The following is a 26377-nucleotide window of genomic DNA, read 5'->3' as shown; positions in this document are numbered from 1 at the left end:
ACCTAAGGTTGTCACGCAATGCTCGACCGTAACAGACAGCATCAAATTGCAGGCCCAGGGCATGGCCAGGCCTTGTCTGCGGACCTGTATTATGACGGTGCGCAAAACTACAGCCCGTATGGTCACGATTATTCCGAGAGAGAAGAGGGCTTCAACCCGCTCAAGCTGATTTTCTATGTTGCCCAGTATCGGTGGCTGATCGTCATGATGATAGCGGGCGGGCTTGTCGCCGGCATCGTTGTTACGATGATGCAGACCCCAAAATATCGGGCCACTACAAAATTGGAAGTTCTTGTTCCCTCGGCAAAAGTCTTCCAAGATATCGAGGTGATTTCTGAAAACAGCGACGTGCGGGCATTTTTAACCACACGAGAAAAGCTGAAAAGCCGCTCATTGGCGCAACGTGTGGTGTTTCAACTAGGGCTTAGCGAAAAGGCCGACTTCCTGTTTCCGAAACCCGACTTCTCGCTCAGCAATATCTTCTATCGTGCCTTCGGCATATCCAAAGCGCCTTCGATTCAGGAAAGAACTCCGGAGGAGCGCGAGGCAATTGCGATTGGGCGCGTTCTGAATAATCTAACCGTGACTCTGGTCACCAACACGAGCCTGCTGTCGATTGCTTATGCCGATCAGCAACCGAAATATGCAAGTGATATAGCCAATCAGGTTGCGCAAAGCTTCATCGATCAACGCCTCGACCAAACCAGCGAGACATCCGATCTAGCAAGGCAGTTCATCCAGGAACAGGTGTTGCAGGTAAAGCAAAAGCTTCAGAAATCCGAAGAGGAACTTGTCGCTTACGCAAAGGACGCAGGCATCACAATAACCGGCGACGACAAATCGCTGATTGGATCGAATATCGAGGCCCTGAACACAGCACTCGCGACAGCAATCCAGGATCGGCTCGATGCTGGACGGATGGTGGACCAGATAGACAAAGGTCGCGGGGCGAGCCTCGGCCCAGTCTTGGAAAGCGAAGGTCTGCAGAAGATCACCGAAAAGCTGTCGGAATTGACCAGCCAATACCAGCAGAAACTGGGCATATTGAAGCCTGGCTTTCCAGAGATGCAGCAGCTTCAGGCGCAGATCAAAGAGCTGCAAAGGCTTTATGACAACGGCGTTATGACCATAACCGATTCACTGCGGCAAAAATATCAAGAAGCGCAGAATAAGGAAGCCGATCTTAGGTCGAAACTTGGGGAAATGGAAAATCAACAAGTCGTATTTAATGACAAGAATATCAAATACACGATCCTTAAGCGAGAGGTCGATTCGAACCGATCGCAGTATGATAGTCTTATTGCTAAGCTAAATGAGGTCGGTGTGAGCTCCGAACTCAAGACGCAAAGTGCGGCGGTTGTCGATTTCGCAATGCCGCCAAGAGCGCCGTATTCTCCGCGCCTAATTATAAATCTTGCAATTACGCTGACGCTTTTTATGGCTCTGACCGCATCGATTATTTACGTCATCGAGTTGTTAAACAACACCTTTACCAATCCTGAGCAGATCGAAAAGGAACTAGGATTGGTGATGCTCGGCATCCTGCCGCTTGTCGACGACCGAGAACTTATTGCCAGCATCTCCGATCAAAAATCCGGGTTGTCAGAGGCCTATCGCTCACTTCGAACATCGCTACAGTTCTCCGGTGCTGAGGGCGCGCCGCGTTCGCTGCTTGTCACGAGTGCGGAACCCTCGGAGGGCAAGTCGACCACATCGTTCAAGCTGGGGCAGGATTTTGCAGCACTCGGCGCAAGGGTCCTCATTGTTGACGGTGATCTGCGAAAGCCGAACCTTCATCGGCTGTTTGGTCTCGACAACACAATTGGATTGAGCAATCTTCTTACGAACACCGTTCGCAAGGACGATCTGGCGAGTATTTTCAGGCCAACGAAGTATCCGAACGTAACCGTTCTGACCTCTGGAACACTCCCGCCGAACCCAGCGGATTTGCTCTCGTCTCCAAAGATGGCGTTGATCTTGACCAATCTTGGCAAGCGCTTTGATCTTGTCATAATCGATGCTCCGCCGATCGTCGGCCTTTCAGATGCACCCATCCTCAGCAGGCTTGCCGAGGGAACGTTGATGGTCATTTCCACCAATCAGGTGACACGCAAATCGGCGAAGACGGCGCTGAAACGCCTGCGGGCCGCCGGCGCAAACATGGTCGGAGCAGCAATGACAAAGTTTGCCGTGAACAAGTTCGACTACAATTACGCGTACAAATATATGAACTACCAATACTACGATTATGGCGCGAATACCCCGAAACTGGAGGGCAGGGTCGATGACGGAGCAGGCCAACCCGTTTACGCAAAATCTCCAGCGTTCAAGCGTTTGGTTCGCCGCATCCGTTCTAGTGTTGGCGGCTTCATCGATCGGGCTAAGTCGGTTTCTTGAGACCGAAACGCCGGCCGTTTCCCTCGTACTGGATCCGTTGAACGTCGATGCCCTGATAGGCGGAATCACCGGCGACCTGAACGATACGAGCAACACTCCCGATTTCGATGCATTGCTTGCCAAGGCCGAAAGCGCGCTCCGCTTTGATCTTGCGGACGCACGTCTCTACAGCCTGATCGGCGAAATCAAGTACCGACAGGGCGCAAAAGACCAGGCCTACGAATTTTTCGATCAAGCTCGAAAATTATCCAAGACCGAGATCCTCTCGCTCCAGAGGTCGATAGGCCGCTCCATCGGAATAGGCGATCTGTCCGGGGCAGTCCGCGACATCGATATTTTGCTGCGGCGATGGCCAGATCAATTATCGGCGATCGCCGAGGGGCTGCCGACAATCCTCTCAAACCCCGATGGATACCACGCTGTGCTGGCAGCCATCAGAGCCGCGGCGCCCTGGAGGTCCAATCTGTTGATCACTCTGGCTAAAACCCCCGACGGGCTCGATTTCGCAAATCGGCTGCTGCTCGATTTGACTGGGACAAGTGCGCCGCCGAACTCGAGCGAATTGTCCTATGTGATCAAAGGGTACATTGGTCAAAAGGAATATGAACGGGCGTATCGGTTGTTCCTTTTCAGCCTGTCCGATCAGGAACGGAAATTGGGCGGGTATGTTTTCAACAGTACCTTTGAACCGGTGCGGAGCGGCAAGCCTTTCGATTGGCACGTCGGTGATCAGTCGGGCCTGGAAGTTACGTTTGCAACATCCCAGGATGCGGTCGAAGGTGAGGGGGGGGCGACGGTCCGCTTCCTCAATACGCCCGTCAAGAACACGGCTCTCCAGCAGTATGTCCAACTGCCGCCAGGCTCCTACAAGATTTCTCTGGCTGCGTCTGCAAGAAACCTGAAGCTTCCTAAAGAGTTGTTCTGGTCGATCAGATGCGTGGCGCCTGCTGGCGAAATAGCGCGGTTCAATATTCCGGAGGGTACATACAATCGTCAGGCCCTCAGTCAGGATTTTTCGGTTGGACCTGGGTGCTCCATGCAATTATTGAAGCTGGAAACTGCCGCCATTGCCGAGAGCTGGCGCTTTCGATATGTCGGCACATTGGTAATGCACAAATTGAGCATCGAGAGACTTTCATCTTGAGCGACCGGCCATCGGAATGGGATAAATATCTCCTCGGATCGGTTCTGTTCATATCGCTGCTGATCGGCGGTGGCACTGCGAGCGGCCTTTACACGGACACGCTGATTGAGGTCGCGGCAATCATCTCGGCGGCGGCGGTCTTTTCACAAAGCTCTGGTCAGAGAATCCCCCGTTCTGTTCTGTGGCTGCTTATCTTTGCTGTGGCGCTGGTGGTTTTGCAAATCGTCCCGCTGCCTGCGGCGATATTCAGCGGATTGCGACCGGAGCTGTTGCTCGCAGATTCCGGGCTGGTTGGAGAAACCCGATTTCGCTTCGTCAGCGTCGGTGTCGGACGGACGATCGAATCTCTGTTGTATCTGGTGGCCTTGGCGGCGTTTTTTTTGAGTGTATTGCGTTTGCGTGTCGCGCAGGTCCATGCACTTCTGCCGTTCTTCTTTATGGGTGTTATCTGCAACGGCCTGGCAGGCGCGATTCAATATTCGCTCTCGAATGACATCGCCATAGAGGGATTGTTGCCTTTCACGATCAACGCCGGGCTTTTCGCCAACCAGAATCATTTTGCGGCGTTACTTTTTGTTTCTATCCCCTTCGTCGTTTATTACGGTCTGTTCCGCGGACATCTTTTGTCCGGATCGCTCGGGCTGGCCACGCTTTTGCTGCTCCTTTTGGCCGCCGGTTCGCGTGCCGGCGTTCTGATCGGGTTGGCGATCACCGTCCTGTCCATAGTCTTTCTTTCAGCCCGTTCCAGGGTGAGTGGACTCGGCATCCTTGCAGTTTTCATAGGCCTTTCAGCCTATACGATAGGCGCATGGACGAAGATCGAAGCCGACGCGATTGATCCAGCTTTCGGGCGAGGAGAGTTTGCTCGCACCACCATTGAGGGGATCAAAGAGAATTGGGCAACCGGCGTCGGGTTTGGAAATTTCCAAAGGGCCTACCAGATATATGAAAAGGAAGGGATGATTTTCAAGCAATATGTAAATCATGCTCACAATGAGTATCTTGAAATAGCTTTCGAAGGCGGAGTTCTTGCTGTTCTGTTAATGGCGCTTTATTTCGTAATGCTTTCTATGGCGCTTGCCAGAGTTCGTCGCGATCCCCTTCAAAAGGCGGCGTTTCTCTCCGTGTCGTTTCTTCTCATCCATTCGCTCGTCGATTATCCCTTGCGGACCGAGGCGCTTGCAATGACGTTTGCCTTCATGAACGCCATTATCTTCCACAAAGGATTTGCAGCCCGCCAGAAGAGGGAATTGATCGAGATCGACCACAACGGTGAAAAATTACTTGTTCCCATCGGAACGCCGTCCTAGCGCCTCCTGGCGACGGCCTAGCGATCTGGGGCAGGAATTTCCGGGTTCTGGTCCTTGCGTGGAAAATTCATTCTCGAACCACGCCAGGGCAGGCCTGTCTTGCATTGTTATAGATAATGGCGATCTGCTAGAACGCCTGCACGAAAAGAACATCGCCAGAAGTGAAGCTTGAACCGGGCCGCTGAGAAATTGCGCCTGATGCATCGAAGCAAGATCCGGGCGGCACGAGAGAACGCTTAAAGTCCATGAACATCGCGCTTACGCATCTGCAACGGCTTGAAGCCGAATCCATCCATATATTTCGCGAGGTTGCGGCGACCTTCGCCAAGCCGGTCATGCTCTATTCGGTCGGCAAGGATTCCTCCGTGCTGATGCATCTTGCGATGAAGGCGTTTTATCCGGCCAAGCCGCCCTTTCCCTTTCTCCACGTCGACACGACCTGGAAATTCCGCGAGATGATCGCCTTTCGCGATCAGATGGCGCAAAAGCTCGGCTTCGATCTCCTCGTCCATGTCAACAGCGATGGTGTGCGCGATAATATCAATCCCTTCGACCATGGCTCCAACACCCATACGCATGTGATGAAGACCGTGGCGCTGCGCCAGGCGCTCGACAAATATGGCTTCGATGCAGCCTTCGGCGGGGCGCGGCGCGACGAGGAGAAATCGCGCGCCAAGGAGCGGATCTTCTCTTTCCGCAACGCCCAGCACGTCTGGGATCCGAAAAACCAGCGGCCGGAGATGTGGAAGATATTCAACACCCGCATCGCGACCGGTGAGTCTATCCGGGTCTTTCCGTTGTCGAACTGGACCGAACTCGATATCTGGCAGTACATCCTCCAGGAAGACATCCCGATCGTGCCGCTCTATTTCGCCAAGGAGCGGCCGGTCGTCGAACGTGACGGCATGCTCATTCTGAGGGATGACGATCGCATGGAGTTGCGTCCCGGCGAGACGGTGGAGAACCGGCTGGTGCGGTTCCGCACGCTCGGCTGCTATCCGCTGACCGGCGCGATCGAGTCCAACGCCGACACGCTGGAGGCCATTGTCGGCGAAATGCTCACGGCGCGCACCTCCGAACGGCAGGGCCGCCTGATCGACCGCGATGAAGCCGGCTCGATGGAAAAGAAGAAGCGCGAGGGGTATTTCTGAGCATGCGCCACATCACGGCCGAGAGCCTCGCCCCCACCGACGGCATTCGCGACTATCTGGCGGTGCAGGAACAAAAATCGCTGCTGCGCTTCCTGACCTGCGGTTCCGTGGACGACGGCAAGTCGACGCTGATCGGGCGCCTGCTTTCGGACACCAAGCAGATTTTCGAGGACCAGCTTGCTGCACTCGAGCGTGATTCGCGCAAGCACGGGACGACGGGCGACGACGTCGATTTCGCCCTGCTGGTCGATGGCCTAGAGGCCGAGCGCGAGCAGGGCATCACCATCGATGTCGCCTATCGCTTTTTCGCCACGCCAAAACGCAAATTCATCGTTGCCGATACGCCTGGCCACGAACAATACACGCGCAACATGGCGACGGGCGCGTCGACCGCCGATCTGGCCATCGTTCTGATCGACGCCCGGCAAGGCGTGCTGCGCCAGACAAGGCGCCACTCTATCATCGCCTCGCTGCTGGGCATCCGGCACATTGCGCTCGCCGTCAACAAGATCGATCTCGTCGGCTTCGACAAGGCGGTGTTCGAACGGATCGTCGAGGACTATCGGCAATTTTCGCACAAGCTTGGCTTCGAGACGATCGTGCCCATCCCGATGTCTGCCCGTTACGGCGACAACGTCACCAGCCGCTCGGATAAGACGACGTGGTATTCCGGCCCGACGCTGATCGAACATCTGGAAGCCGTGTCAGTCGATGAAGCCGTCGTCGAACTGCCGTTTCGTTTTCCGGTGCAGTATGTGAATCGCCCCAATCTCGATTTTCGCGGTTTTGCCGGCACGATTGCGTCCGGCTCGGTCTCACCAGGCGACGAGGTCGTTGTCGCCAAATCCGGCAAGTCCGCTCATGTCAGGCGCATCGTCTCGCATGGCGGCGATCTGAGCCAGGCGGTGTCAGGCCAGGCCATCACCCTTGTTCTCGACGACGAGGTCGAGGTCTCGCGCGGAAACATGCTGGTGTCACCTGCGGCGCGCCCGCAGGTCGCCGACCAGTTCGCCGCCAACATCGTCTGGTTCGACGAGCACGCGCTGCTGCCGGGCCGCTCCTATATCCTGCGGACGGAGACCGATCAGACCAGCGCTACTGTCACCGACCTGAAATACCGCGTCAACGTCAACGATTTTGCCCATGAGGCGGCCAAGTCGCTCGAAATGAACGAGGTCGGCATTTGCAACATCTCGACGCGGGCGCCGATCGCCTTCGATACGTTCGCCGAGAACCGCACGACCGGCGCCTTTATCCTGATCGACCGCATTACCAACGCCACGGTCGGCGCCGGCATGATCCTGCATTCGCTGCGCCGCGCCGAAAACATCCACTGGCAATCGCTCGATGTCGGCAAGCACGGCCGCGCCGATCTGAAGAACCAGCGGCCTGCCGTGTTCTGGTTCACCGGGCTCTCGGGGTCGGGCAAGTCGACCATCGCCAATCTTTTCGAGAAGAAGCTGTTCGCCACGGGCCGCCACACCTACATCCTGGATGGCGATAATGTCCGCCACGGGCTCAATCGCGATCTCGGCTTCACTGACGCCGACCGCGTCGAAAACATTCGCCGCGTGGCCGAAGTGGCGCGCCTGATGGCCGATGCCGGGCTGATCGTCATTGTTTCCTTTATTTCGCCATTCAGCGCCGAGCGGCGCATGGCCAGGGAATTGATGGCCAGCGGTGAATTCGTCGAGGTGTTTGTCGACACACCCTTTGAGGAATGCGCCAGACGCGATCCGAAGGGCCTCTATGCGCGGGCGTTGAATGGCGAAATCAAGAATTTCACCGGCGTCGATTCACCGTATGAAGCCCCGGAAAATCCCGAAATCCATCTCAAGACACTCGGCAAGTCCGCCGAGGAGATGGTAGAGGCCCTGGAACTCTGGCTGAACGAGCGCGACATTGCCGAAAACCAATATGATAGCGGCGGCGGCATCTGACGACGAAGCGATGCTCGGGGTGTTCGAGCGCCTTGCCCTGGCGGCGGGGCGAGAGGTGATGCGAGTTTTTGATGCCGGCTGCGCGGTCGGCCAGAAATCAGACAACTCGCCAGTGACCGAAGCCGATCGCGAGAGCGAAAAGATCATTCTCGCCGGGCTGCGCGCCGCCTTCCCCGATATCCCTTGCGTGGCTGAGGAAGAGGCATCGGCCGGCATCGTGCCGCCCGACCTCGACGACGCCTTCTTCCTGGTGGATCCACTCGACGGCACCAAGGAATTCGTCAACCGCAGGACCGACTTCACCGTCAACATCGCGCTCGTTCGCCACGGCGTGCCGGAGATCGGTGTGGTCTTTGCGCCATGCACCGGACGCTTCTTTTCCGGTCGGCCGGGCAGGGCGGAAGCAATCGATATCAATGGCGATTACCAGATCATCGGCCGTCGGCCGATTTCGGCCAGAACGGGTGTGGCGCCACTGACCGTCGTCGCCAGCCGGTCCCACAATACGCCCGAGACCGAAGCCTATATCCGCACAGTGGGCGCTGCCGAGATCGTCTCGGTCGGCTCGTCGCTGAAATTCTGTCTTGTCGCCAGCGCCGAGGCCGACGTCTACCCGCGCTTCGGCCGCACCATGGAATGGGACACTGCGGCGGGTGACGCGGTGCTGCGCGCTGCCGGCGGGATAACGCGCACACTCGATGGTCAGCCGCTGGCCTACGGCAAGCGCGACCAGAGCGATGACGAGGACTTCGCCAATCCGCATTTCATCGCCAGCGGCAAGGTGGCCGGGCCAACCTGACGCCATGCGAGCGCGTCCTCGAAATTGACGGAAGCGCTCCCACAAAACCTTATGCTCTCCTGATGGAAGTTGCCATCGCGTGTTGGCGTTGTTATATTTACGTCTACACAGGAGAATTGGCTAGTGCCGCTCAACATTCGCAGTGAAGAGGTAAACAGGCTTGCCGAAAAGCTGGCGGCGCGCACGCGCTTGAACAAGACGGCTGCCGTGAAGCTGGCCCTGGAGAACGAATTGCGCCGTGTCGAGGAGGCGATCCCTCTGTGGGAGCGGCTGAAGCCTTTGCGCGCGAAGATCGCGGCCTATCCGGACACCGGCCTTGCGGCAGACAAGACATTTTTCGATGACCTCAGTGGTGACTAATGATGTTCGTCGATGCGTCTGCAATCATCGCCATTATGACGGAAGAGCCTGAGGCCGAGGACCTTGCGGCGGCGCTCGATGCCGCGCGCTCGCCGCGGCCGATTACATCGGTCGTGGCTGCATGGGAGGCGACAGTTGGGCTGTTTCGCAAAAAGCGGATTCCCATGGCAGAAGCTGAAGCACGGGTGCAGGAGTTCCTTGAAGTGGCTGGGGTCCAGCTTATGGCGATCTCGAGCCGTGAGTTGACCGCCGCGCTGCAAGCCTTCGATCGCTATGGACGGCACCGCTATCCGGACGCTGAGCGGAATAGTGCGCTCAATCTTGCCGACTGCTTCCATTACGCCACTGCGAAATCCTACCAGGCGCCGATCCTGACCATAGATGCGGGATTTGCGCTCACCGATGTAGCGACTGTGGGTGTCAAGATCTGACGTCCCGGAAGGGATCTGGTGGCCGAACTCGCGGAAACCAGATGGCCGTCATTGTCTTCTTTTCCCGCTTCGACGCTCTCTTACGCGCGCGATACCAAATCGGCGTATTGCTGGAGGTATACCGGTGCTCGCGCGTGGCTCTACGCGGCGGCGTTTTGCGCCGAATTCGAGCCGATATAGTTACGGATCGTTTCGATGATCCGGTCCTGGTCGGCTTCGCTCAGATAGGGATGCATCGGTAGGCACAGGATACGCTTCGGCAGTTCCTCCGAGACGGAAAGGCCGGTCGGCGTGCGCGGATAGTCGCGGTAGGCGATCTGGCTGTGCAGCGGCTTCACGTAATAGATCACCGACGGGATGCCTTTTTCCCCGAGATGCGCCTTCAGCCCGTCGCGCTTCGGCGTTTCGATGGCATATTGCGCCCAGGCCGAACGGCCGCCGTCCAGGTTGCGCGCCGCCTTGACGATATCGCCGAGGCCTTCGGCATACCGATTGGCGACCGCTTGCCGGGCAACCATCTCGTCTTTAAGAATGGCCAGCTTCTCGATCAGGATCGCCGCCTGCAGAGTGTCGAGTCGCGAATTGATGCCGACGCGGACATTGTCATATTGGGTTTCGCCCTTGCCGTGGAAGGCGAACGAGCGAAGTTGCTCGGCCAGCGCATCGTCATTGGTGAACATCGCGCCGCCGTCGCCGTAGCAGCCGAGCGGCTTTGCCGGGTAGAAGCTGGTCGAGCCGACCGCGCCGAACGAACCCAGCATCTTGCCGTCGCTCGAGCCGCCGATCGCCTGGGCGGCATCTTCGATCACCATCAGCCCTTCGCGGTCGGCGATGGCCATGATCGCCTCGTAGTCGGCAGCGAGCCCGAACAGGTCGACGGGGATGATCGCCCTTGGCTTCAGTCGGCCCTCCGCCTTGATCATGGCGACGGCGGCTTCGAGGCTGGCGATGTCGATATTGTAGGTCTGCGGATCGACATCGACGAAAACCGGCTCGGCCTTGGCCAGCGCCACCACTTCCGCCGTGGCGGCGAAGGTGAAGCTCGGCACGAACACCGCGTCACCTGGACCGATGCCGGCCGCAAACAGCGGCAGCAGCAGTGCGTCGGTGCCGTTGGCGCAGGCGACAACATGCTTGGTGCCGATATAGGCGGCGAGCTTGTTTTCGAATTCGGTGACCTCAGGTCCGAGAATATAGCGCCCCTCGTCGACGACGCGGTCGATGGCGGCTTTCAGCCTGTCGCGGATTCGTTCGCGCTGCGCGCCTAGATCGATGAACTGCATGTCGGCCTCAAAACGGTATTAGCCAGATAACCGGCCGCTGGTAGCAGAGTTGCGCCAGCCGAGAAAGCTGCACGAACAAAACGACGAATTGCTCAAATGTCGCAGCCTGTTACCTCTCAGTCCGACAGGTCCCCATCAGACGCCGGAAATCCGGGCCTTTGTTGCGCACGACACGGCCTTTGTGTCGCACGCGCGCGGCTGGGCGAAACATAAAGTGATTGACGTCCTGCGCGTCTTCAGCGCGCCGCCGTCCAATCAGGCGATTTCATGCCGCCAGGGCGGATTGGCGCCGGCCCGCGACACGGTTACCGCCGCAGCCTTGGCGCCAAGCGCTAGCGCCTTGTGGATGGCGTCTTCCGACAGATTGGCGATCGCCTCCTTCGACAGCAGGCCTTGCTCGTGCAGCGAGGCCAGGACGCCGGCGTTGAACGTGTCGCCGGCGCCGACCGTATCGACCACCTCGACCTTGTCCGGTACGACCGTGACCTTGTGATCCCTGGTGTAGCCGACGGCGCCTTCGCTGCCATGGGTAACGACGATCAGCGTCGGGCCGCGCTCCAGCCAGTTGCGGACGACGTCCTCGTGCGAGCCGTCTTCGCCAAACCAGTTGAGGTCCTCGTCCGACAGCTTCACGATGTCGGCCATGGCCATCATCGAGCGGATACGCCTGAGATGCTTGGCCTTGTCCGGTATGAAATTCGGCCGGATGTTGGGGTCGAGCATCATGACGCGGTGGCTGTGCTCGCGCCGCATGAATTCCTCGTAGGCGGATCCGGCCGGCTCCGAGATCAGGCTGATGGCGCCGAACAGCATGGCTTCGATCTCGCTGCCGAGTTTCGGCAGATCGTCGATGGTCAGCATCCGTCCGGCTGTGTTTTCATCGTAGAACGTGTAGGTCGCCTGGCCGTTGTCCAGCCGCACGAAGGCGAGCGTGGTCGGCCGGGGCGATGTGTGCGCATAGGTGGAACTGACTTGGCTTGCCCTCAGCGCGTCCTTGAACTGGCTGCCGAACAGATCCGTCGACAGGCCGGAAAAGAAACCGGCGGGCGCTCCCAGCCGGCCAAGCGCTATTGCCGTGTTGAACACCGCGCCACCGACATAGGGGGCAAAGGCCGGCTCGCCCTCAGTCGTGGTACGTGGCAGCATGTCGATCAGGGCTTCGCCGCAACAGAGGATCATGATTTCCCGTTCTCCGGCGGATAGATCACACCCTTGCGGATGATGATGTTGGCGTAGAGCCGCGGCTCGCTTGTCGCGACGATCGCGTGCGCGGACCTGACCCGTTGATAGAAGTCGGCGCCGGCAAGCGCAACCACCTTGCGGCCCGGAGCACGCCTGGCGCAGATCGCCTCCATCTCGTGATGAACGGGATCGGCAATCAGGGGATCGCCTTTGACCGAGGCGCGAAACAGCGCCTCCGGCACTGCGTCATCGACAGGCAATACGCTGAGGATGGCGTCGAGCATCGGAACAAGATGATGACCGTCGGCGCGGATGAGCCGGTGTGCCTGTTCCTTCGCCGGGTAGTTTCCGTCGACAAGGGCGATCTCGTCGCCATGACCCATGGCACGCAGTGTCGCCAGCAGCTGTGGACCGAGCAGCACCGGGATTCCGATCAGCATCGCTCAGGCACTCCTGGAAATCGTGGTCGAGCCGATGAGGAAGCGCTCGGAAAGCGGCAGGCTGGCACCGCCCAGGGCACGTGCATGAATGCCGACAGTCCCCTCGCGCACGGCCGGAACCTTTAGGCCTTCACCGTCGATCTTGCCGATAGCATCGATAACGGCATCGACGAGCCGGCGCCGCACGGCCTTCGGCATCCATCCGTCGATCACCGCCGCCTCGAAATCGATAACCGATGACGCCGCCACAATGGCATAGGCGAGCGCCTGCGAGGCGCAGGCGATCCAATCGTCGAGCTCGACGCCGATTTCGCCCCAATCCTCCGGTGACGTCCACAGATGTGAGGCTTCGACGCCGCGCGCGTTGAGTGCCTTTTCCAGCATGGCGATCGACGCCACGTCGATCAATTGGGCAGGCTTGCCGTCCGGTCCAGGCACCGGCATCGAACCCAGCGCGCCGGCATTGCCGGTCGGTCCGCCGAAAAGGTGACCGTTCAGCACGATGCCGCCGCCGGCGAAGGCGCCGATGTAGAAATAGACGAAGTCGCGTGGCGTGCCCGCTTTGCCGAACACCAGTTCGGCGCCGCAGGCAGAGGTGGCGTCATTTTGCAGGTAGACCGGGAATTCGCACTGTGCCTGGATGTCGGCGCGGATGTCTCGGTGGCGCCATTCGTCCATGACGTCGCGCGGCGCACCTGCCGTATCGGCCCAGCTCCACAATTCGAACGGCATGGCGATGCCAAGTCCGGCAATGCGCTTGTCCTGCGCCGGGGTGAGTTCGCCGCGCATCGTCTTCATGCCGGAGGTGACGAACTCGACCGTCTCGCGCGGTGCCGGATAGCGGTAGGAATGCTGCAGCATCGAGCGCACATTGCCGAGAAAATCGATCAGCACGAGTTCGGCGCTACGACGGCCGATCTTCAGGCCGATGAAATAGGCTCCATCGGGATTGAGCGCCATCGGAATGGAAGGTTGGCCGATCTTGCCGCGCAGCGGCGCCTGGCGGACAAGAAGGTTGTCCTCCTCGAGCTCGCGCATGATGACCGAAACCGTCTGGGCCGAAAGTCCGGTCACGCGCGCAATGTCGGACTTCGCCAGGCTGCCGTGCTGGCGCACCAGTGACAGCACCAGCCGCTCATTGTGGTCCCGCATGCCGCTCTGGTTGGTGCCGCGGTGAATGCGGCTTTTGGCTGCCTCGGGCGAACCGTGCCTTGTGATGCCGGTCTCCACCCCTTTTCCTCCCGTCGTTTTCCTCAATGCTTTTGGCCAGAATGGGTGACCGACGCCACGCTGTCAATAATAAATAAGAGTGATTTAATTATTGACAGAAACCTCAGTCTGGTATTCTCTTGGGGCAAGCGTCCACGCTGGGAGAAGTCGCTGGATGCTCATGCGATGCCGGTTGGCCGGCATCCAAACTGGATCCACTGGGAGGAAAATCGTGACCAAAACAGCACTGCTAAGATCCACCGTTTTTGCCGCGGCCGGGCTGGGACTCATGGCCTTCACCTCGGCTGCGTCCGCCGCCGATGTCGGCGCCTGCCTGATCACCAAGACCGACACCAACCCGTTCTTCGTCAAGATGAAGGAAGGCGCGTCGGCCAAAGCTAAAGAACTTGGCGTCGAGCTCAAAGCTTACGCGGGCAAGATCGACGGCGACAGCGAAAGCCAGGTGGCGGCGATCGAAAGCTGCATCGCCGACGGCGCCAAGGGTATCCTGATCACCGCATCGGACACCAAGGGCATCGTCCCGGCGGTGAAGAAGGCACGTGACGCCGGTCTGCTGGTGATCGCGCTGGACACGCCGCTTGATCCGCTCGACGCCGCTGACGCGACCTTTGCGACCGACAATCTGGAGGCCGGCAAGCTGATTGGCGCGTGGGCCGCAGCCACCCTCGGCGACAAGGCGAAGGATGCCAGGATCGGCTTCCTCGACCTGACGCCCTCGCAGCCGACGGTCGACGTGCTGCGCGACCAGGGCTTCATGATGGGCTACGGCATCGACGTGAAGGACCCCAACAAGATCGGCGACGAGGATGATCCGCGTATCGTCGGCCACGACGTCACCAACGGCAACGAGGAAGGCGGCCGCAAGGCGATGGAGAACCTCCTCCAGAAGGACCCCGGCATCAACGTGATTCACACCATCAACGAGCCGGCAGCCGTCGGCGCCTACCAGGCGCTCAAGGCCGTGGGTCTCGAAGGCAATGTGCTGATCGTGTCGGTCGATGGCGGCTGCCCCGGCGTGAAGTCGGTCGCCGAGGGCGTGATCGGTGCGACCTCACAGCAATATCCGCTGCAGATGGCGGCACTCGGCATCGAAGCGATCGCCGCTTACGCCAAGGACGGGACGAAGCCCAAGCCGACCGAAGGCAAGGATTTCTTCGACACCGGCGTCAACCTCGTGACCGACAAGCCCGCGGAGGGGGTGAAGTCCATCGACACCAAGGAAGGCCTCGCCAAGTGCTGGGGCTGATGCCGGTCTGACAGGCAACAGACCGAAGCGGCCAGGGGCTTGATCCCCGGCCGCTTCGGGTGGACGATGCGGAAATCGCAAGCGCGAACAATTCCGGCGGCAGATCGGGAACGGTTGGACGGGCGTCGGCGCGTGGCTGAAGCCTCACGGGAGGAAACATGTCTCAGGTTCAGGAATTCGAAAAGGCTCTCGCGAACAGCGAGACAAGCGTTGCTGCTTTTGACGAGCACGGCACTTCGCTCGTCAAGCGCATCCAGCATTTCCTGCATTCCACTCCGGCTGCGGTGCCGCTGATCGTGCTGGTCCTGTCGATCGCTGTCTTTGGCGTCACGATCGGAGGACGGTTCTTTTCGTCCTACACGCTGACGCTGATCCTCCAGCAGATCGCCATCGTTGGTATTCTAGGAGCTGCGCAGACGCTGGTCATCCTGACAGCCGGCATCGACCTGTCAATCGGCGTGATCATGGTGATTTCGGCCGTGATCATGGGCAATTGCGCGGTCACTTATGGTCTGCCGACCTTGCTTGCCGTGGTGATCGGGCTTGCCGCCGGCGCGGCCTGCGGGCTGCTCAACGGGCTGCTGGTCGCCTATATGAAGCTGCCGCCGTTCATCGTCACGCTCGGCACCTGGAACATCGTCATGGCCACGAACTTCATCTATTCGGCCAATGAGACGATCCGTGACGCCGACGTCGACGTCCAGGCGCCATTGCTGCATCTGTTTGGCCTGAACTTCAAGGTCGGCACGGCGGTGCTGACGTTCGGCGTCATTGCCATGGTCGTGCTGGTGCTGTTCTTGTGGTACGTGCTCAATCACACGGCATGGGGCCGTCATGTCTACGCTGTCGGCGACGATCCGGAGGCGGCGAAGCTGTCGGGCATCCAGACCAAGAAGGTGCTGATCTCGGTCTACACGCTTGCCGGGCTGATCGCCGCTTTCGCTGCCTGGGTCTCCATCGGCCGCAACGGCTCGATCTCGCCATCCGCCGCCGTCACCGACTATAATTTGCAGGCAATCACCGCGACGGTGATCGGCGGCATTTCCCTCTTCGGCGGGCGCGGCTCGATTCTGGGCACGCTGTTCGGCGCGATGATCGTCGGCGTCGTGTCGATGGGGCTCAACATGCTGGGCGCCGATCCGCAATGGAAAGTGCTGCTCACCGGTGTGCTGATCATCGGCGCCGTGGCGATCGACCAGTGGATCAGAAAGGTTTCGGTGTAACCATGACCCAGGAGCCCATCCTCACCGCGCGCGGTCTCGTCAAGCGGTACGGCCGCGTTACCGCACTGAACAGCTGCGACTTCGATCTCTATCCGGGAGAGATCCTGGCCGTGATCGGCGACAATGGCGCCGGCAAGTCGACGCTGATCAAGGCGATCTCTGGCGCCGTTGTCCCGGACGAGGGGATCATCGAGTTGGACGGCAAGCAGGTGCTCTTCAAGTCGCCCATCGAAGCCCGCGAAGCTGGCATCGAAACCGTCTACCAGAACCTGGCGCTGTCGCCAGCGCTGTCGATCGCAGACAACATGTTCCTCGGTCGCGAGATCCGCAAACCGGGTTTTCTGGGCGACTGGCTGCGCATGCTCGACCGCCCGGCAATGGAAAAGCGCGCCCGCGACAAACTTACCGAACTTGGCCTGATGACCATCCAGAACATCAGCCAGGCCGTGGAAACGCTCTCGGGCGGCCAACGCCAGGGCGTGGCGGTGGCGCGCGCCGCCGCCTTCGGCTCGAAGATGGTCATCATGGATGAGCCGACGGCGGCGTTAGGCGTCAAGGAGAGCCGCCGCGTGCTCGAACTGATCCTCGACGTGAAGAAGCGCGGCCTGCCGATCGTGCTGATTTCGCACAACATGCCGCATGTCTTCGAGGTGGCCGACCGCATTCACATCCATCGGCTCGGCCGTCGCCTCTGTGTCATCGATCCCAAGCAATATACGATGTCGGACGCCGTCGCCTTCATGACCGGAGCGAAGCTTCCGCCGGAGGCGGCACTGGCGGCCTGATGCATGTCGCCCAAAAGCGTGCAGCGGTTTTGGGACGACGACATGCATCGAACAAGAAATTACGTGTCGCCCAAGAGCATGCCCTCGGGCGCGAACCGAGGGTGCGCAGCGGTTTTGGAACGATATGGACATGGCTAGAACTTAAGGTGCGTCGCAGAGGCCGCCCAAACGCGACGCACTTCAAGTTGCTAAACTGCCGCAGGGTAAGCTGCTCCGCGGCAATGTAACTCGATTGAACGCTTAACAATATGCGCTAGCATGGGCTGGGAGGAATGGTGAAAGCCGGTATGATCATGGCAACCGCACGAGAGGCAGCATGACGCGCGCGATGACAACCGAAGCTCCCATTCTCGAAAACTCCGATCCCAAGGCGCTTGCCGACGAAGTCTTGAAGGCCCTCAAATACAGGCTCGGCAAGGGGACCAGCGTCGCGACGCAATACGACTGGCTCACCGCCTCGATCAAGGTCGTGCGCGACCATATCGTCGATCATTGGATGCAGGCGACGCAAGAGGCCTACGCCCATCAGGAAAAGCGCGTCTATTACCTATCACTGGAATTCCTCATCGGCCGCCTGATGCGCGACGCCTTCTCCAATCTCGGCCTGATGGACAATATGCGCGAAGCGCTGCGGTCTCTCGGCGTCGACCTTGACCTCATCGCCGCCCTCGAACCAGATGCAGCGCTTGGCAATGGCGGTCTCGGCCGGCTCGCCGCCTGCTTCATGGAAAGCATGGCCACCGTCGACATCCCCGCGCATGGCTATGGCATTCGCTACGCCAATGGCATGTTCCGGCAGGAAATCCATGGCGGCTGGCAGGTTGAGCTGCCCGAGACCTGGCTCGATCACGGCAACCCCTGGGAGTTCGAGCGGCGCGAACGCTCATTCGAGGTCGGTTTCGGCGGCTCGGTGGAATCGATCACCTCGAACGACGGCAGGCTTGAGCGCCACGTCTGGAAGCCGATCGAACATGTTCTGGCGGTTGCCTACGATACGCCGGTGGTTGGCTGGCGAGCCAACCGCGTCAACACGCTGCGGCTCTGGTCCGGTATGCCGATCGATCCGATCCTGCTCGACAAGTTCAACGCCGGCGACCACATCGGTGCGCTCGCCGAAAGCAACAAGGCCGATGCCTTGTCGCGCGTCCTTTACCCTGCTGATTCCCACAAGGCCGGTCAGGAGCTGCGGCTCAGGCAAGAGTATTTCTTTTCCACCGCATCGTTGCAGGATATCATTCAGCGTCATCTCAGCCAGTATGGCGACCTGCAGTCGCTGCCCGACAAGGCGGCGATCCATCTGAACGACACCCATCCGGCCATTGCCGTGCCCGAGCTAATGCGCCTGTTGATGGATGTCCACGGCATGGATTTCGACCAGGCCTGGAGCATCACCAAACGCACTTTCGGCTACACCAACCACACGCTGCTTCCAGAAGCGCTCGAAAGCTGGCCGGTGCCGCTGTTCGAGCGGCTGTTACCGCGCCATATGCAAATCGTCTACGCCATCAACGCCGAAGTGCTGCTGGAGGCGCGCGCCTCCGACCAGTTTTCTGACGAGCAGATCAGCCAAATCTCGCTGATACAGGAAAACGGCGAGCGCCGGGTGCGCATGGGCAATCTGGCCTTTGTCGGCTCGCACTCGATCAACGGCGTCTCTGCCCTTCACACCGAGTTGATGAAGGAAACGGTGTTTGCCGAGCTCCACAGGCTCTACCCCGACCGCATCAACAACAAGACCAACGGCATCACACCGCGGCGCTGGCTGATCCAGTGCAATCCCGGTCTTACCGCTCTCACCCGCGAGGCGATCGGCGACCGCTTCCTCGACGATATAGACGCGATCAAGGAACTCGATGTCTTTGCTGACGACGCCGCCTTCCGCGACAAGTTCGCCGCAGTCAAGCGGGCGAACAAGGCCAAGCTTGCCAATCTCGTCGCCGACCGCCTCGGCATCAGGATCGATCCCTCGGCGCTGTTCGATATCCAGATCAAGCGCATCCACGAATACAAGCGCCAACTCCTCAACATCCTCGAAACAGTCGCGCTCTACGACCAGATCCGCTCCCATCCCGAGCGCAACTGGATGCCACGCGTCAAGTTCTTCGGCGGCAAGGCGGCGCCCAGCTATCACAACGCCAAGCTGATCATCAAACTCGCCAACGACGTCGCCAAAGTCATCAACCGCGACCCGGCCGTTCGCGGCTTGCTCAAAGTGGTGTTCGTACCGAACTACAATGTCAGCCTGGCCGAGATCATGATGCCGGCCGCCGATCTTTCGGAGCAGATATCGACCGCCGGGATGGAAGCCTCCGGCACCGGCAACATGAAGTTCGCGCTGAACGGTGCGCTGACCATCGGCACGCTCGACGGCGCCAATGTCGAGATCAAGGAATGCGTCGGCGACGACAACATCTTCATTTTCGGCCTGACCACCGAAGAGGTCGCCGACCGGCGCAGCAACGGCTACGATCCGCGAACGGTGATCGAAGCCTCTCCCGAACTGGCGCAGGCCGTGGCTGCCGTTTCGACGGGCGTCTTTTCGCCTGACGATCCGGAACGCTATCGCGACCTGATGAACGGCCTCTATCAGAGCGACTGGTTCATGGTCGCCGCGGATTTCGATGCCTACGCCTCAACCCAGCGCGATGTCGACGCCGTCTGGCGCGACAGCCCGGATTGGTACGCCAAGGCAATTCGCAATGTCGCCCGCGTCGGCTGGTTCTCGTCTGATCGCACGATCCGCCAATATGCGAAAGAAATCTGGAACGTGCCCGTCTGATATGATTGCATGAGGCCACGAACAATGTGGTCCGGGTGCCGGGGAGGGTCACTGCCTGATGAGGAAGCCGCGCGCGACCGCTGCGACAAGCGGGCCGGATGGACTGGCGTCAGCCGGTGATGTCGCGGCAATTGTCGCCGGCACGCATGGTGATCCTTTCGCTGTGCTCGGTGTACACGAGGTTGACAAGGGCTTTGTCGCCCGCTGCTTCGTCCCTCATGCCGAGTTCGTCACTGCCTATACGCTGACTGGCAAGAAAGCGGGCGAACTCTCCAGGCGCGACGAAGGCGGCTTCTTCGAGGGCAGCCTGTCGCTCAAAAAGCGTCAGCCGCTGCGCTATCACGCGCGCAATGCCGGCGGTGACTGGTGGCTGACCGATCCCTATTCGTTCGGTTCGGTACTGGGTCCGCTGGACGACTATTACATCGCAGAAGGTTCGCACCTCAGGCTGTTTGACAAGCTCGGTGCGCATCTCATCGATCACGAGGGTGCATCCGGCGTGCATTTCGCCGTCTGGGCGCCCAATGCAAGGCGCGTTTCGGTGGTCGGCGACTTCAACGAATGGGACGGCCGCAGGCATACGATGCGCGTCCGCCGCGACACCGGCATCTGGGAGTTGTTCATCCCCGACATCGGCGCGGGACGGCCATACAAATACGAGATCATCGGGCCCGATGGCGTGAGGCTGCCGCTGAAGGCCGATCCGTTCGCTTTCAAGTCCGAACTGCGCCCGGCCACCGCTTCGGTGACGGCGCTTCCGCCGGCGCATCAATGGGGTGACGAGGCGCACCGCAATTTCTGGCGCAATGCCGATCCCAGGCGCGAGGCGGTGTCGACCTATGAGGTCCATGCCGGCTCCTGGCAGCTTCACGACGACGGCAGCTTCCTGTCATGGGACGAGCTAGCCGACCGGCTGATCCCGTATGTCGTCGACACGGGTTTCACCCATATCGAATTCATGCCGATCTCCGAACATCCCTATGACCCGTCCTGGGGTTACCAGACGACGGGGCTCTACGCGCCGTCGGCCCGCTTCGGCGATCCGGACGGTTTTGCCCGGTTCGTCGACGGCGCCCACCGCGCCGGCATCGGCGTCATCCTCGACTGGGTGCCAGCGCATTTTCCGGTGGACGCGCATGGCCTGGCCAATTTCGACGGCACCGCGCTCTATGAGCATGCCGACCCGCGCAAGGGCTTCCATCCCGACTGGAACACCGCGATCTACAATTTCGGCCGGCGCGAGGTGGTCTCGTTCCTGGTCAACAACGCACTGTTTTGGGCCGAAAAATACCATGTCGACGGTTTGCGCGTCGATGCCGTCGCCTCGATGCTCTACCTCGATTACTCGCGCAAGGCCGGCGAATGGATCCCTAACGAAAAAGGTGGGCGCGAAAACCTCGAGGCGGTCAGCTTCCTTCAGAGGATGAACAAGGAAGTCTATGGCCATCATCCGGGTGTGATGACGATCGCCGAGGAATCGACCTCATGGCCAAAAGTTTCGCAGCCGGTGCATGAGGGCGGGCTGGGTTTCGGCTTCAAGTGGAACATGGGCTTCATGCACGACACGCTGGAGTATTTCTCCAAAGAGCCGATTTTTCGCAAGCATCACCACGGCGACATCACCTTCGGCCTGGTCTACGCCTTCTCAGAGAATTTCGTGCTGCCGCTCTCCCATGACGAGGTCGTGCACGGCAAGGGGACGCTGCTTGGCAAGATGGCCGGCGACGATTGGCAGAAATTCGCAACATTGCGCGCCTACTACGCCTTCATGTGGGGCTATCCCGGCAAGAAGCTGTTGTTCATGGGGCAGGAATTCGCCCAGCGCCGCGAGTGGAGCGAGGCGCGCGCGCTCGACTGGAACCTGCTCGATCAACCGGCCCACCGCGGCGTCTGGCAGACGGTGCGCGATCTCAACTACCTCTACCGCTCGCGCCCGGCCCTGCATGCGCGCGATTGCGAGCCAGAAGGCTTTTCCTGGCTGATCGTCGACGACAGCGCCAACTCGGTCTTTGCCTGGCTGCGCAGCGCGCCGGGCGGAAACCCGGTCGCCGTCATCTCTAATTTTACGCCGGTGCCGCGCGACGATTACCGCGTGCCGTTGCCAATGGCTGGAGGATGGCGCGAGATCATCAACACCGACGCCTCCGACTATGGCGGTTCCGGCAAGGGCAATGGCGGTGCCGTCGAGGCTCGGGCGGAAGCAGGAGGCATCTCGGCGACGGTGCTGTTGCCGCCGCTGTCGACGATCATGCTCGAATTTGCTCCGGACTAGGCGATGTCTCGCAGCGCGTAACTTGGGAGGATAAAAATGGCAGAGATAAAACGGACCCAGCCGCTGGCGCGCGATGCCATGGCCTATGTTCTGGCCGGCGGCCGTGGCAGCCGCCTCAAGGAATTGACCGACCGGCGCGCCAAGCCCGCGGTCTATTTCGGCGGCAAGACGCGCATCATCGATTTTGCGCTGTCCAATGCGCTCAATTCCGGTATTCGCCGCCTCGGCGTTGCCACCCAGTACAAGGCGCATTCGCTGATCCGTCACCTGCAGCGCGGCTGGAACTTCCTGCGGCCCGAGCGTAATGAGAGCTTCGATATCCTGCCGGCCAGCCAACGCGTATCGGAAACGCAATGGTATGAGGGCACGGCCGATGCCGTCTACCAGAACATCGACATCATCGAGGCCTACGGGCCCGAATACATGGTCATCCTGGCCGGCGATCACGTCTACAAGATGGACTACGAGCTGATGCTTCGCCAGCATGTCGACGCCGGCGCCGACGTCACCGTCGGCTGCCTCGAAGTGCCGCGCATGGAGGCGACCGGCTTCGGCGTCATGCATGTCGACAAGAAGGACACCATCATCTCCTTCATCGAGAAACCCGCCGATCCGCCCGGCATTCCCGACAAGCCGGATTTTGCCCTGGCCTCGATGGGCATCTACGTGTTCAAGACCAAGTTCCTGATGGAGCAACTGCGCCGCGACGCGGCCGAACCGGGCTCAAGCCGTGACTTCGGCAAGGACATCATCCCCTATGTCGTCGAGCACGGGAAGGCGATCGCCCATCGCTTCGCCAAATCCTGCGTGCGCTCGACCGCCGAGAACGAAGCCTACTGGCGCGATGTCGGGACAGTCGACGCCTATTGGGAAGCCAATATCGACCTCACCGACATCACCCCCGAGCTCGACCTCTACGACCGCGACTGGCCGATCTGGACCTATGCCGAGCTGAAGCCGCCGGCAAAGTTCGTGCATGACGAGGATGGCCGCCGTGGCTCGGCGGTATCCTCGCTGGTCTCGGGCGATTGCATCGTCTCAGGCGCGTCGCTGAAGCGAAGCCTGATCTTCACCGGCGCGCGCATCAACTCCTATTCGACGCTCGAGGACGTCGTCATGCTGCCCGACTGCCAGGTCGGCCGCAGCGCGAGATTGAAGCGCGTGGTGATCGATCATGGCGTCAGGATTCCCGAAGGGCTCGTGGTCGGCGAGGATCCCGTCCTCGACGCCAAGCGCTTCCGCGTTTCCGAAAAGGGCATCTGCCTCGTCACGCAGGCCATGATCGACAAACTGGGATTGTCGTGAATGCAGGTCCTGTCGGTCACGCCCGAAATATTCCCTCTGATCAAGACTGGCGGGCTTGCCGACGTGACCGGCGCGTTGCCCATCGCGCTCGCCGGCAAGGGCGTGGCGATGCGCTCGCTTGTTCCCGGCTATCCCCAGATCATGGATGCCTTCAAGAAGAAAAAACCCGTTCACCACTATCCGTTGCTGCAAGGCGGCAAGGCTTCGGTCCATGCCGTCCAGATCGCCGGGCTCGACCTGTTCGTGCTCGACGCGCCGCATCTGTTCGATCGCCCCGGCGGCCCCTATGGCAATGCCACCGGCGCCGACTGGCCGGACAATTGGCGGCGTTTCGCGGCCCTGAGCCAGGTTGGCGGCGACATCGCCGGCGGCGCCGTCTCGGGTTACCAGCCGGACATCGTCCATGCCCATGACTGGCAATCGGCGATGACGCTGGCCTATATGCGCTACGGCAAAGCGGTCGGCACGCCGTCGATGATCACCGTCCACAATCTCGCTTTCCAGGGCCAGTTCGGCGCCGGAATCTTTGGCGAACTCGGCTTGCCGGCGGCGGCCATGGCGCTCGACGGCGTCGAATATTATGGCGGCGTCGGTTTCCTCAAGGCTGGCCTGCAAGCCGCCTGGGCCATCACCACAGTCAGCCCGACCTATGCGCAGGAGATCCGCTCGCCGGAATTCGGCATGGGGCTCGATGGCCTCATCAACATGCGGTCCGTCGATCTCTATGGCATCGTCAACGGCATCGACACCGAGATATGGAACCCTGAAACCGACAAGCATCTGGTCTCCAACTACACGGCCAAGACATTGAAGGCGCGACACCCAAACCGGACCGCCGTCGAGGATCGTTTCAACCTTGACCGCGACGACAGTCCGATTGTCTGCGTGATCAGCCGGCTCACCTGGCAGAAGGGAATGGACATACTGGCAACGGTCGTCGACGGGATTGTTGCGAGGGGTGCCCGCTTGGCGATCCTGGGGTCCGGCGACGCCGGCCTCGAAGGCGCGCTGCTGGCCGCCGCCGCCCGCCATCGCGGTCGCATCGGCGTCGTCGTCGGTTATGACGAGGCGCTTTCCCACACCATGCAGGGCGGCTGTGACGCAATCGTCATCCCGTCGCGCTTCGAGCCTTGCGGACTGACGCAGCTTTACGGCCTGCGCTATGGCTGCGTGCCGGTCGTCGCCCGCACCGGCGGTCTTGCCGACACGGTCATCGACGCCAATGAAGCGGCGATTTCGGCAGGTGTGGCGACCGGCTTCCAGTTCGCACCCGCCGATGCCGGCGCCTTGCTGCACGCCATCCGCCGGCTGGTCGCGGCGCACGCCCACCCTACGATCTGGACGTCGATGCAGCGGCAAGGCATGAAGGCGGATGTGTCATGGGATAAAAGCGCAGAAAAATACCTCGAACTCTATCGCTTGCTGCTTTCGAAAAGGGCTGTCTGACGCATGATACGCACCGTCGCCACCAAACCTTATCTCGACCAGAAGCCCGGCACGTCCGGGCTGCGCAAGAAAGTGCCGGTGTTCCAGCAGGAGCACTATGCCGAGAACTTCATCCAGTCGATTTTCGATGCGCTGCACGGGTTCGAGGGCAAGACGCTGGTGATCGGCGGCGACGGCCGCTTTTACAACCGCGAGGTCATCCAGAAGGCCATTGCCATGGCGGCGGCAAACGGTTTCGGCAAGGTGATGGTCGGGCAGGGCGGCATCCTGTCGACGCCGGCCGCTTCGAATATCATTCGCAAATACAAAACCTTCGGCGGCATCATCCTGTCGGCCAGCCACAATCCGGGCGGCCCGCACGAGGATTTTGGCATCAAATACAATGCCGGCAATGGCGGCCCGGCACCGGAAAAGCTGACCGACGCGATCTTCGCCAAGACCAAGGTGATTTCGAGCTTCAAGATCGCCGATATCGGCACGGTCGACCTCGACACGATCGGTACCGTCGAGGCGGGCGGCATGACCGTCGAGGTGATCGATCCGGTCGCCGACTATGCCGAGCTGATGGAAAATCTGTTCGATTTCGATGCCTTGCGCGGGCTGTTCAAGTCAGGCTTCCGCATGCGCTTCGACGCCATGCATGCCGTGACCGGTCCCTATGCCAAGGAGATCCTGGAAAACCGGCTCGGCGCGCCGAAAGGCACCGCCCGCAACTTCATTCCGCTGCCGGATTTCGGCGGCCACCACCCAGACCCGAACCTGGTCCACGCAAAGCACCTCTATGACGAGATGATGGGACCGGAAGCGCCGGATTTCGGCGCCGCTTCCGACGGCGACGGCGACCGCAACCTGATCATCGGCAAGGGCATTTTCGTCACCCCGTCGGATTCGGTGGCTATCCTCGCCGCCAATGCCCATCTGGCGCCGGGCTACAAGGCCGGCCTGAAAGGCATCGCCCGCTCGATGCCGACCAGCGCTGCAGCCGACCGCGTCGCCGAAAAGCTCGGCATCGGCATCTATGAAACGCCGACCGGCTGGAAATTCTTTGGCAATCTGCTCGATGCCGACATGGCAACGATCTGCGGCGAGGAAAGTGCCGGAACCGGCTCCAATCATGTCCGCGAAAAGGACGGGCTGTGGGCCGTGCTTTTGTGGCTCAATATCCTCGCGGCCCGCGGCGAAAGCACCAAGCAGATCGTCACCGAGCACTGGGCCGCCTATGGCCGCAATTACTACTCACGCCATGACTACGAGGAGGTCGAAACCGACCGGGCCAATGCGCTGGTCGACGAACTGCGGGCCAAGCTCGCTTCCTTGCCCGGCACCAGCGTGCGCGGCATGAAGATCGCCAGCGCCGATGATTTCGCCTACCACGACCCGGTCGACGGCTCGATAGCCAGGAACCAGGGCATCAGGGTGCTGTTCGAAGGCGGATCGCGCGTCGTCTTCCGTCTCTCCGGCACCGGTACCTCGGGGGCGACGCTGCGCGTATATATCGAGCGCTACGAGCCGGACCAGTCCAGGCACGATCTCGACACGCAGGAGGCGCTTGCCGACCTGATTGCGGCAGCCGATGATATTGCCGGCATCAAGAGCCACACAGGCCGCAACAAGCCGAGCGTCATTACTTGAGGCTTTGGAGATTGGCCAAAAC

At 60.3% G+C, this 26377-nt stretch carries 20 protein-coding genes; 16 read left to right on the top strand and 4 right to left on the bottom strand.

Features of this window, described 5'->3' with window-relative positions:
• Positions 1-18: 18 nt before the first annotated feature.
• The 8 genes from BQ8794_RS24795 (at position 19) to BQ8794_RS24760 (ending at position 9532) form a co-directional block, all read left to right on the top strand.
• Complete coding sequence (locus BQ8794_RS24795; protein WP_077381234.1) at positions 19-2397, top strand: GumC family protein; 2379 nt, start codon at positions 19-21, stop codon at positions 2395-2397.
• Complete coding sequence (locus BQ8794_RS24790) at positions 2285-3541, top strand: tetratricopeptide repeat protein (RefSeq protein ID WP_077381233.1); 1257 nt, start codon at positions 2285-2287, stop codon at positions 3539-3541. The genes BQ8794_RS24795 and BQ8794_RS24790 overlap by 113 nt, the downstream gene beginning before the upstream one ends.
• Entirely contained in the window at positions 3538-4851 is a 1314-nt protein-coding gene (locus BQ8794_RS24785; RefSeq protein ID WP_077381232.1) for an O-antigen ligase family protein, read from the top strand. Before BQ8794_RS24790 ends, BQ8794_RS24785 begins: the two co-directional genes overlap by 4 nt.
• 245 nt (positions 4852-5096) lie before the next feature.
• The gene (cysD, locus tag BQ8794_RS24780) at positions 5097-6002 is read left to right on the top strand and encodes a sulfate adenylyltransferase subunit CysD (RefSeq protein WP_077381231.1); all 906 of its coding nucleotides are present in this window, start codon (positions 5097-5099) and stop codon (positions 6000-6002) included.
• A gap of 2 nt (positions 6003-6004) precedes the next feature.
• On the top strand, positions 6005-7942 hold the full coding sequence (cysN, locus tag BQ8794_RS24775) for a sulfate adenylyltransferase subunit CysN (RefSeq protein ID WP_167378827.1): 1938 nt from the start codon (positions 6005-6007) through the stop codon (positions 7940-7942).
• Positions 7943-7952: 10 nt separating this feature from the next.
• Positions 7953-8741 carry a 3'(2'),5'-bisphosphate nucleotidase CysQ gene (cysQ, locus tag BQ8794_RS24770; protein ID WP_167378852.1) on the top strand — a complete coding sequence of 263 codons (789 nt, stop codon included), beginning with the start codon at positions 7953-7955 and terminating at the stop codon, positions 8739-8741.
• A gap of 123 nt (positions 8742-8864) precedes the next feature.
• Positions 8865-9101 carry a type II toxin-antitoxin system VapB family antitoxin gene (locus BQ8794_RS24765; RefSeq protein ID WP_077381228.1) on the top strand — a complete coding sequence of 79 codons (237 nt, stop codon included), beginning with the start codon at positions 8865-8867 and terminating at the stop codon, positions 9099-9101.
• Entirely contained in the window at positions 9101-9532 is a 432-nt protein-coding gene (locus tag BQ8794_RS24760) for a type II toxin-antitoxin system VapC family toxin (RefSeq protein ID WP_244555090.1), read from the top strand. The genes BQ8794_RS24765 and BQ8794_RS24760 overlap by 1 nt, the downstream gene beginning before the upstream one ends.
• 140 nt (positions 9533-9672) lie before the next feature.
• On the opposite strand, the gene BQ8794_RS24755 is transcribed toward BQ8794_RS24760, so the two are convergent.
• From BQ8794_RS24755 to BQ8794_RS24740, 4 genes are all read right to left on the bottom strand, one after another.
• Positions 9673-10815 carry a DegT/DnrJ/EryC1/StrS family aminotransferase gene (locus BQ8794_RS24755; RefSeq protein WP_077381227.1) on the bottom strand — a complete coding sequence of 381 codons (1143 nt, stop codon included), beginning with the start codon at positions 10813-10815 and terminating at the stop codon, positions 9673-9675.
• A gap of 255 nt (positions 10816-11070) precedes the next feature.
• A complete protein-coding gene (locus BQ8794_RS24750) occupies positions 11071-11994 on the bottom strand; it encodes a carbohydrate kinase family protein (protein ID WP_077381226.1) in 924 nt (307 codons plus the stop codon).
• Positions 11991-12437: an RbsD/FucU family protein gene (locus tag BQ8794_RS24745; RefSeq protein WP_077381225.1), complete on the bottom strand. Its 447-nt coding sequence runs from the start codon at positions 12435-12437 to the stop codon at positions 11991-11993. The genes BQ8794_RS24750 and BQ8794_RS24745 overlap by 4 nt, the downstream gene beginning before the upstream one ends.
• A gap of 3 nt (positions 12438-12440) precedes the next feature.
• Positions 12441-13667 carry an ROK family transcriptional regulator gene (locus tag BQ8794_RS24740; protein WP_077381224.1) on the bottom strand — a complete coding sequence of 409 codons (1227 nt, stop codon included), beginning with the start codon at positions 13665-13667 and terminating at the stop codon, positions 12441-12443.
• Between the two features lie 268 nt (positions 13668-13935).
• Here BQ8794_RS24740 and BQ8794_RS24735 point away from each other — a divergent pair, with 268 nt between their 5' ends.
• The 8 genes from BQ8794_RS24735 (at position 13936) to BQ8794_RS24700 (ending at position 26355) form a co-directional block, all read left to right on the top strand.
• Complete coding sequence (locus BQ8794_RS24735) at positions 13936-14913, top strand: sugar ABC transporter substrate-binding protein (protein ID WP_236388945.1); 978 nt, start codon at positions 13936-13938, stop codon at positions 14911-14913.
• Between the two features lie 158 nt (positions 14914-15071).
• On the top strand, positions 15072-16136 hold the full coding sequence (locus BQ8794_RS24730) for an ABC transporter permease (protein WP_023802795.1): 1065 nt from the start codon (positions 15072-15074) through the stop codon (positions 16134-16136).
• 2 nt (positions 16137-16138) lie between these two features.
• Positions 16139-16921 carry an ATP-binding cassette domain-containing protein gene (locus tag BQ8794_RS24725; protein WP_023802796.1) on the top strand — a complete coding sequence of 261 codons (783 nt, stop codon included), beginning with the start codon at positions 16139-16141 and terminating at the stop codon, positions 16919-16921.
• 316 nt (positions 16922-17237) lie between these two features.
• On the top strand, positions 17238-19700 hold the full coding sequence (locus BQ8794_RS24720; RefSeq protein ID WP_077381222.1) for a glycogen/starch/alpha-glucan phosphorylase: 2463 nt from the start codon (positions 17238-17240) through the stop codon (positions 19698-19700).
• Positions 19701-19758: 58 nt separating this feature from the next.
• The gene (glgB, locus tag BQ8794_RS24715; RefSeq protein ID WP_077381221.1) at positions 19759-21972 is read left to right on the top strand and encodes a 1,4-alpha-glucan branching protein GlgB; all 2214 of its coding nucleotides are present in this window, start codon (positions 19759-19761) and stop codon (positions 21970-21972) included.
• A gap of 36 nt (positions 21973-22008) precedes the next feature.
• Positions 22009-23277 carry a glucose-1-phosphate adenylyltransferase gene (glgC, locus tag BQ8794_RS24710; RefSeq protein WP_077381220.1) on the top strand — a complete coding sequence of 423 codons (1269 nt, stop codon included), beginning with the start codon at positions 22009-22011 and terminating at the stop codon, positions 23275-23277.
• Positions 23278-24723 carry a glycogen synthase GlgA gene (glgA, locus tag BQ8794_RS24705; protein ID WP_077381219.1) on the top strand — a complete coding sequence of 482 codons (1446 nt, stop codon included), beginning with the start codon at positions 23278-23280 and terminating at the stop codon, positions 24721-24723.
• 3 nt (positions 24724-24726) lie between these two features.
• Positions 24727-26355 (top strand): alpha-D-glucose phosphate-specific phosphoglucomutase, encoded by a 1629-nt coding sequence (locus tag BQ8794_RS24700; protein WP_077381218.1) that lies wholly within the window; start codon positions 24727-24729, stop codon positions 26353-26355.
• Positions 26356-26377: the final 22 nt, after the last annotated feature.

The organism is Mesorhizobium prunaredense (assembly GCF_900156895.1).
Classification (GTDB): Bacteria; Pseudomonadota; Alphaproteobacteria; order Rhizobiales; family Rhizobiaceae; genus Mesorhizobium; species Mesorhizobium prunaredense.
This window is presented reverse-complemented; position numbering and strand designations above follow the sequence as displayed.

Coding starts and splice junctions, on each gene's coding strand:
- BQ8794_RS24795 (WP_077381234.1), top strand. CDS start 19: ATGCTCGACCGTAACAGACAGCATCAAATTGCAGGCCCAGGGCATGGC.
- BQ8794_RS24790 (WP_077381233.1), top strand. CDS start 2,285: ATGACGGAGCAGGCCAACCCGTTTACGCAAAATCTCCAGCGTTCAAGC.
- cysD (WP_077381231.1), top strand. CDS start 5,097: ATGAACATCGCGCTTACGCATCTGCAACGGCTTGAAGCCGAATCCATC.
- cysN (WP_167378827.1), top strand. CDS start 6,005: ATGCGCCACATCACGGCCGAGAGCCTCGCCCCCACCGACGGCATTCGC.
- cysQ (WP_167378852.1), top strand. CDS start 7,953: ATGCTCGGGGTGTTCGAGCGCCTTGCCCTGGCGGCGGGGCGAGAGGTG.
- BQ8794_RS24760 (WP_244555090.1), top strand. CDS start 9,101: ATGATGTTCGTCGATGCGTCTGCAATCATCGCCATTATGACGGAAGAG.
- BQ8794_RS24755 (WP_077381227.1), bottom strand. CDS start 10,815: ATGCAGTTCATCGATCTAGGCGCGCAGCGCGAACGAATCCGCGACAGG.
- BQ8794_RS24750 (WP_077381226.1), bottom strand. CDS start 11,994: ATGATCCTCTGTTGCGGCGAAGCCCTGATCGACATGCTGCCACGTACC.
- BQ8794_RS24745 (WP_077381225.1), bottom strand. CDS start 12,437: ATGCTGATCGGAATCCCGGTGCTGCTCGGTCCACAGCTGCTGGCGACA.
- BQ8794_RS24735 (WP_236388945.1), top strand. CDS start 13,936: ATGGCCTTCACCTCGGCTGCGTCCGCCGCCGATGTCGGCGCCTGCCTG.
- BQ8794_RS24730 (WP_023802795.1), top strand. CDS start 15,072: ATGTCTCAGGTTCAGGAATTCGAAAAGGCTCTCGCGAACAGCGAGACA.
- BQ8794_RS24725 (WP_023802796.1), top strand. CDS start 16,139: ATGACCCAGGAGCCCATCCTCACCGCGCGCGGTCTCGTCAAGCGGTAC.
- BQ8794_RS24720 (WP_077381222.1), top strand. CDS start 17,238: ATGACGCGCGCGATGACAACCGAAGCTCCCATTCTCGAAAACTCCGAT.
- glgB (WP_077381221.1), top strand. CDS start 19,759: ATGAGGAAGCCGCGCGCGACCGCTGCGACAAGCGGGCCGGATGGACTG.
- glgC (WP_077381220.1), top strand. CDS start 22,009: ATGGCAGAGATAAAACGGACCCAGCCGCTGGCGCGCGATGCCATGGCC.
- glgA (WP_077381219.1), top strand. CDS start 23,278: ATGCAGGTCCTGTCGGTCACGCCCGAAATATTCCCTCTGATCAAGACT.
- BQ8794_RS24700 (WP_077381218.1), top strand. CDS start 24,727: ATGATACGCACCGTCGCCACCAAACCTTATCTCGACCAGAAGCCCGGC.